The organism is Alishewanella agri BL06 (genome assembly GCF_000272005.1).
Classification (GTDB): Bacteria; Pseudomonadota; Gammaproteobacteria; order Enterobacterales; family Alteromonadaceae; genus Alishewanella; species Alishewanella agri.
On the sequence record NZ_AKKU01000021.1, the window covers coordinates 85,086 to 91,569 of the forward strand.

General features: G+C 50.2%; 7 protein-coding genes. 3 read left to right on the top strand and 4 right to left on the bottom strand.

What is annotated here, in order from left to right; genetic code table 11:
- Nucleotides 1-20 precede the first annotated feature (20 nt).
- Both AGRI_RS12015 and AGRI_RS12020 read right to left on the bottom strand, forming a co-directional pair.
- Nucleotides 21-248 (bottom strand): SlyX family protein, encoded by a 228-nt coding sequence (locus tag AGRI_RS12015; protein ID WP_008950776.1) that lies wholly within the window; start codon nucleotides 246-248, stop codon nucleotides 21-23.
- Nucleotides 241-1,218 (bottom strand): WD40 repeat domain-containing protein, encoded by a 978-nt coding sequence (locus AGRI_RS12020; protein ID WP_008985206.1) that lies wholly within the window; start codon nucleotides 1,216-1,218, stop codon nucleotides 241-243. Before AGRI_RS12020 ends, AGRI_RS12015 begins: the two co-directional genes overlap by 8 nt.
- A 104-nt stretch (nucleotides 1,219-1,322) precedes the next feature.
- Here AGRI_RS12020 and fkpA point away from each other — a divergent pair, with 104 nt between their 5' ends.
- The gene (gene fkpA, locus AGRI_RS12025; RefSeq protein ID WP_008985207.1) at nucleotides 1,323-2,054 is read left to right on the top strand and encodes an FKBP-type peptidyl-prolyl cis-trans isomerase; all 732 of its coding nucleotides are present in this window, start codon (nucleotides 1,323-1,325) and stop codon (nucleotides 2,052-2,054) included.
- Between the two features lie 85 nt (nucleotides 2,055-2,139).
- Here the strand turns inward: fkpA and AGRI_RS12030 are convergent, their stop codons facing one another.
- Nucleotides 2,140-2,625 (bottom strand): Rsd/AlgQ family anti-sigma factor, encoded by a 486-nt coding sequence (locus AGRI_RS12030; protein ID WP_008985208.1) that lies wholly within the window; start codon nucleotides 2,623-2,625, stop codon nucleotides 2,140-2,142.
- Nucleotides 2,626-2,779: 154 nt separating this feature from the next.
- Here AGRI_RS12030 and nudC point away from each other — a divergent pair, with 154 nt between their 5' ends.
- Both nudC and hemE read left to right on the top strand, forming a co-directional pair.
- Nucleotides 2,780-3,580 carry an NAD(+) diphosphatase gene (gene nudC / locus AGRI_RS12035; protein ID WP_008985209.1) on the top strand — a complete coding sequence of 267 codons (801 nt, stop codon included), beginning with the start codon at nucleotides 2,780-2,782 and terminating at the stop codon, nucleotides 3,578-3,580.
- A gap of 266 nt (nucleotides 3,581-3,846) precedes the next feature.
- A complete protein-coding gene (gene hemE, locus AGRI_RS12040; RefSeq protein WP_008985210.1) occupies nucleotides 3,847-4,926 on the top strand; it encodes a uroporphyrinogen decarboxylase in 1,080 nt (359 codons plus the stop codon).
- A 55-nt stretch (nucleotides 4,927-4,981) separates the two neighbouring features.
- Here the strand turns inward: hemE and sthA are convergent, their stop codons facing one another.
- Nucleotides 4,982-6,403 (bottom strand): Si-specific NAD(P)(+) transhydrogenase, encoded by a 1,422-nt coding sequence (gene sthA, locus AGRI_RS12045; RefSeq protein WP_040291909.1) that lies wholly within the window; start codon nucleotides 6,401-6,403, stop codon nucleotides 4,982-4,984.
- Nucleotides 6,404-6,484: the final 81 nt, after the last annotated feature.

Consider the following 6,484-nt stretch of genomic DNA (forward strand, 5'->3'; position numbering starts at 1 on the left):
CTGACTTGATCGGAGTGACCTCAATAGTGCGGCGGTGGCGGTTCTTCTTCCGGTCGCAAAATACCGCTGTCTTCCGGTAATTGTTGTAACTTTTGCGCCATCAGCAGAATTTGCCGTTGCAGTTGCTCAATCTTGCGTTGATGAGCCAGCAGCTCCTCGTGCAGGCTGTGCATTGTATCTTCCTGAAAAGCAATTTTGCTTTCCAGCTCAATCAAATGTAGTTCTATTGCTGAGGGTTGCTCAGTCATAACGGATTTCCCATACTTCGGCCAGGCCACTGGAGCTTTCGCTAATTATACGGTTTTCATCCAGAAAAGCGACGGCATGTACCACTGCACTGGGTGGGCGACTGCCAACTCTGGGGGAAACCCGCCAGCGTTGCAGCTCCCGGCCACTTTGTACATCCCAGAGTACCAGGTTGCGGGTTGGGGCGCCGGTGAGTAAAAAGCGGCCATCCTGACTGAAACGCACAGCACTAAAAATTTGTTGTCTGGCCAGCATTTGCAATGAGCTCACCCGTTGCCCGGTTTGAATATCCCAGATTTGCGCTAATTGCTGACTATCAGCGGTAAACGCATAACGGCCCTGTGGGTCAAAGGCGACTTTGGTCACCCGGCTTGGATGTGGGAAACTATATAGGATTTGTGCGGTCTGAGTGTCCCAGAGGTAAGCCTGATAATCATTGCTACCGGTCAGGGCATAGCGGCCATTTGGCGACAACGCCACGCTGTTAATGCGTTCGCTATGACCCAGAAAGTCCAGGCGCCGGCCGCTGCTAAGCGTAATATGTTGTACCACGTTATCGCTGCGCCCAACCAGAATATGGGCGCCGTTATTAGACAGGGCAATATCGCGGATACTGCTGTTATCGGTTTGCCAATAGCCGACGTTCTGGCCATCTGCGGTGCGCCACAGGGCAAAGGTACTGTGATCGGCGGTTACAACATGACTGTTGTCGTCACTAATGGCCAGCGTAAAGACCAGATTATCGCTACTGTCCTGGTGCCGCCATTGATAGAGCAGGGCATTGTTTTGCAGATCCCACAGCGCAACCCCATCCTGAATGGATGAGACGGCGGCGTAGCGGGCATCTGCTGAGATGGCTGCCGCATAACTACCTTGTGCCACATGCGGCCAGCTGGAAACCGGTTGCGTTTCCGGCTTGTTGCAGGCGGTCAGCAACAGGCTGCCGAGCAGCAAAAGTACAGGATATTTCATGACAGGTGTTAACCTCATCAACACAAAGCGTTAGTATAGCTAAGCGAGCTAACCTTTATTAAAACATACTTTCGCAGTCTTAAGGCTGCACTATGGAGAAAAGAATGCGCTTAAAAACCAAATTTACCCTGATCGCGGTCGCTTTGCTGACCCTGACAGCCTGTCAAAAAGAAGAAAAAGCCGCACCAGCACCGGTATTAGAAACTGAACAGGCGAAACAAGCCTATAGTCTGGGTGTGTCAGCAGGTCGTTATTTACAAAGCACTGTTGATGAATACGGTAAAATTGCGGTTGACTTAAACGCTGAGCTGATTTTACGTGGTGTGCAGGACGGCATGGCCGGTAAGTCGGAAGTGTCTGAAGAAGATATTCAGCAGTTACTGTCCGCGTTAGATGAAACCTACCGTACTGAGCAAGCTAAGCTGGCAGAAGCCGCAGCGGCTTCCGCCAAAGCTGCTGGTCAGGCTTATCTGGATGAAAACGCCAAAAAAGAAGGTGTTTCAGTGACGGAATCGGGTCTGCAGTATGAAGTACTGCAAGCGGCAGAAGGTGCTAAACCTGCTGCCACTGATACCGTAAAAGTGCACTACACCGGTACCCTGACTGATGGCACTAAGTTTGATAGCTCTGTCGATCGTGGCGAACCGGTTGAGTTCCCTTTAAACCGCGTGATCCCGGGCTGGACTGAGGGTGTACAGCTGATGAACGTCGGCTCGAAATTCCGCTTCACTATCCCGTCGGAGCTGGCCTATGGTGAACGTGATATGGGTACCATACCACCAAACAGCGTGCTGGTGTTCGAAGTTGAGCTGCTAGATATTGTTAAAGCAGAGTAATTCGTTACTTAAATATAAAAAAGCGGCAAGTTGCCGCTTTTTTATTGATCATCTAAACCGGCATCGTGCGTGACTGGTGCTCTGATCACGCCATAGTCTGAGTGGGCTGATGCTTGGCGTGTAAGGTGTCGATCAGCTTATCTTCCAGCGCGAACCGTTCTTCCAGAGCTTGCCCCAGTGCCGAAAGCTCTAAATCAAAGGAACCGCTTCTGCGGGTACTCAGATGATCGGCATATTTGTCGTTAAACTCCAGTGCTAAGTCAGTAGAGACCGAAATTTTCGGATAAAGCGAGTCGGCAAGTTTGCGACTGTCGGTACCGTTTACCGCACATTGGGCTACGATTTGCTCGTACACCTCAAAGTGGCCTGCCGATAAATAATCCATCAGTAACTGACAGAACTCTTTAATTTTGTCCTGCGAGGGCATGGTATGGCGATCCTTTTCGAAGGGCGGTAATCCCGCCAGACGGCAATAACAAACAATCAGCTCGCGTCTCTCCTGCAACCAATTGTCTATCGCATTCAGGCTGCCGCCCCACTTCTGTTGCGCTTGCTGTACGCGGGTGTACATTTGCCTCTCCTTAGATGCAGTAACTTTGCTGCAATACTGCTAATTAAAAGAATTTCCAACAAAAGATCAACCGTTTTTTTATTGGTCAGCTCAGCGGTGCAGAGTATGATGCTGCCATTCTTGCTAAAACCTCCGCATTAAAACAGAGGCTGTAATGATTGAACATAGTGTAAAAGTATCATCCGGGCAGTTGGCTTACTGGTTTATTGTTAGTCAGGGTCGGTTATTTCTGACCACAGATGGCACTGTACCCTTTGCGGAGCTGGCAGCTCTGCCGTTGCAGCTGGCAGACGCGATGATCTGTAAACTTGGCGAATACCAGCTGCAGCCATGTTATCTGGTGGTGTATGACGACCGACCGGCGAATGAGGCGGATTGGCATTCCGCCCGTGCCTTATTGGAGCAGGGCGAAGCGCTGTTTCAGCTTGCTGCCCGGGCGACCCAGGTCGCGTTGTTTTTGCAAACACACCGTTTTTGCGGTCAATGTGGCAGCGCCATGCGTTTGGTTAACTGGGAACTGGCTACGCTTTGTCACCGCTGTGGTCACCGCTGCTACCCTCGTATCGCCCCCTGCGTATTAGTCGCGGTAGTAAAAGACGAACAGATTTTGCTGGCGCGCTCAACCCGCCACAAAGCAGGATTTTTTTCGGTGCTGGCGGGTTTTGTCGAGTCGGCCGAAACTCTGGAGCAGGCAGCAGTAAGGGAAGTAAAAGAAGAGGTTGGGGTCGATATCACCAATTTGCACTATGTCGGCAGTCAGCCGTGGCCTTTTCCCCATTCTTTAATGACCGGCTTTTTGGCTGATTATGCCGGCGGAGAGATCCAGTGTCAGCCAGAGGAAATAGCTGAGGCCTACTGGTGTCCGCTTGATCAGTTACCAGAAACGCCAGGCTTGCAAACCCTATCCGGGCAGTTGATTGCGTTGGCGCAAGCGAAACGCCTGGCGAAAAACTGAAAATAAAAAAGCCACTCAAGGTGGCTTCAAATTGGAGCTTTAGGTCTCGTAGATCGAGCTTCTTCGTTGTTAGAACTTCACTAGCGCAGTAGTGTTATAACAGATGCGTTTTACTGACACAAGGGTGAAATTGAAAAAAATGAACCTAAGCTGAATATTTTTTGCAGTTGACGTAAAGGTAAAGCGTGCGGCTTTTAGCGCCAGATCATAGAGCTGCTGCCCGCAAGCTGTTAGAATGCGACAAAAGGTGTTATGGCGGATAAATTATGCAACTAAAAAATGATCGTTACCTGCGGGCGTTACTGCGGCAGCCGGTTGATAGAACCCCAATTTGGATGATGCGGCAAGCCGGACGTTATTTACCAGAGTATCGTGCCACCCGTGCTCAGGCCGGTGATTTTATGTCACTTTGCAAGAATCCGGAATTAGCCTGTGAAGTGACGTTGCAACCCTTGCGCCGTTACCCGTTAGATGCTGCCATTTTATTTAGCGATATTCTGACCATCCCTGACGCCATGGGCTTGGGTTTAAGCTTTGGTGTCGGCGAAGGCCCTAAATTTAGTAAGCCGATCCGCGATTTTATGGATGTTGTACATTTACCCATTCCGGATCCGGAACAGGAGCTGCGTTACGTAATGGACGCAGTCCGTACTATCCGTCGTGAGTTGCAGGGTAGTGTGCCGTTAATTGGCTTTTCAGGTAGTCCCTGGACGCTAGCGACCTATATGGTTGAGGGTAGTGGTAGTAAAACCTTTAGTATCATCAAGAAGATGATGTACAGCGAGCCAGAAGTGCTACATATGCTGCTGGATAAGCTGGCGCAAAGCGTGACCCTGTATCTGAATGCGCAAATTGCAGCCGGCGCTCAGGCCGTGATGATCTTTGATACCTGGGGTGGGGTGCTGACCCCGCGCGATTACCAAGAATATTCGCTCAGTTATATGCAACAAATTTTGAACGGATTAACCCGTGAAGCGGATGGCCGTAGAGTGCCGGTGACTTTATTCACCAAAAACGGTGGCCAGTGGCTGGAAATGATGGCTGCAACAGGCTGTGATGCCTTAGGTTTAGACTGGACGACTGATATCGCCAATGCCCGTGCCCGCGTAGGGCATCAGGTGGCGTTACAGGGTAATATGGACCCTTCGATCCTACTCGGTACACCTGAGCGGATCCGTCAGGAAGTGCAAACTATTCTGGATGGCTTTGGCCAGGGTTCAGGTCATATCTTTAATCTGGGACATGGCATTACACCGGATGTTGATCCTGAGCATGCCGGGATCTTTATCGAGGCGGTGCAGGACCTTAGTCCGATGTACCATATGAATGCAGAGATCGCCGAGTAAGTTTTAGGTGAAGCTGATAGCGCAGTAGTGAGCTACTGCGCTAAGACTCAGAACATCAGAACAAGCGGTTTAACCCGTTGAGCGCTGCAACCCGATAAGCCTCGGCCATCGTTGGGTAGTTAAAGGTGGTATGCACAAAGTAATTCAGATTATTACCACCGTTCTTTTGCATCATAATGGCTTGGCCGATATGGATAATCTCCGCCGCCCGCTCCCCAAAACAATGAATCCCCAGAATTTCTAATGTATCGCGGTGAAATAACACTTTCAGGCTACCGGCGCTGGTATTGGCGATTTGCGCTCTGGCCAAATGCTTAAATTGCGCCCGGCCGACCTCGTAAGGTATTTTGGCGGCGGTGAGTTCCTGCTCGGTTTTGCCGACTGAGGACATCTCCGGAATGGTGTAAATACCGGTCGGAATATCGGCAATCAAATGCCCGTCCAGATTGCCTTTAACAATAGCCTCTCCCGCTAACCGGCCCTGGTCATAGGCAGCGCTGGCAAGACTGGGATAACCAATTACATCACCGACGGCATAGATATTATCAACCGCTGTCTGATACTCACTATTTACTTTTAACAGGCCGCGACTATCAGCGGCCAGACCTACCGCCTCCAGATTCAGCATTTCAGTATTGCCGGTGCGGCCGTTAGCGAACAGGAAGCAGTCAGCTTTCATCCGTTTACCCGATTGCAGGTGTAAAACTACGCCATCATCACGGCCTTCAACATGCGACAGTTCTTCACCGTGGCGGATGGTCATGCCGGAATTCCAGAAGTGATAACTCAGCGCATCTGAAATTTCGGTATCCATAAATGACAGGAGGCGATCACGGGTATTGACCAGATCGACCCGTACGCCAAGACCTCTGAAAATCGACGCATATTCACAGCCGATAACCCCGGCACCAAAAATAATAATATGCCGCGGGTCGTGATCCAGTGACAAAATAGTATCGCTGTCATAAATACGCGGATGATTAAAATCAACTTGCGGTGGCCGGTACGGGCGGGATCCGGTTGCAATGACGATAGTCTCAGCGCTAAGTGTGTAGCTACTGCCATCGGTATGGGTGATTTCGAGGGTATGATTATCTATAAAACGCGCTTCGCCCTGATAAATCTTTACCAGATTACGATCATAAAAGCCGCTGCGCAGCCGCACTTGCTTGCGAATTACCCCGGCCGCATGCTTCAGGATCTGTGAAAAGGTTAACCCTTTCATCTGCTCTTCGACCTGAAATAGCGGGTTTTCGTTAAATTCAATTAAGCGGCTGACCGAGTGCCGTAATGCCTTAGACGGAATGGTACCCCAATGGGTACAGCCGCCACCCACTGCCTGGTAGCGCTCGATAGCCGCAACGCGTTTGCCGCTTTTTGCCAGATACATAGCAGCACCTTCACCGCCGGGGCCGGTACCTATTACAATGGCGTCATAATCATAACTGGGTTGTTTTTTCGATGCTTTTACTGACACGCTAGCCAATCCTGTCAAATTCCTAATGGAAATTAGCATAACAGTTATCGAACACAAAAAAAGAGGCGTTAGCCTCTTTTC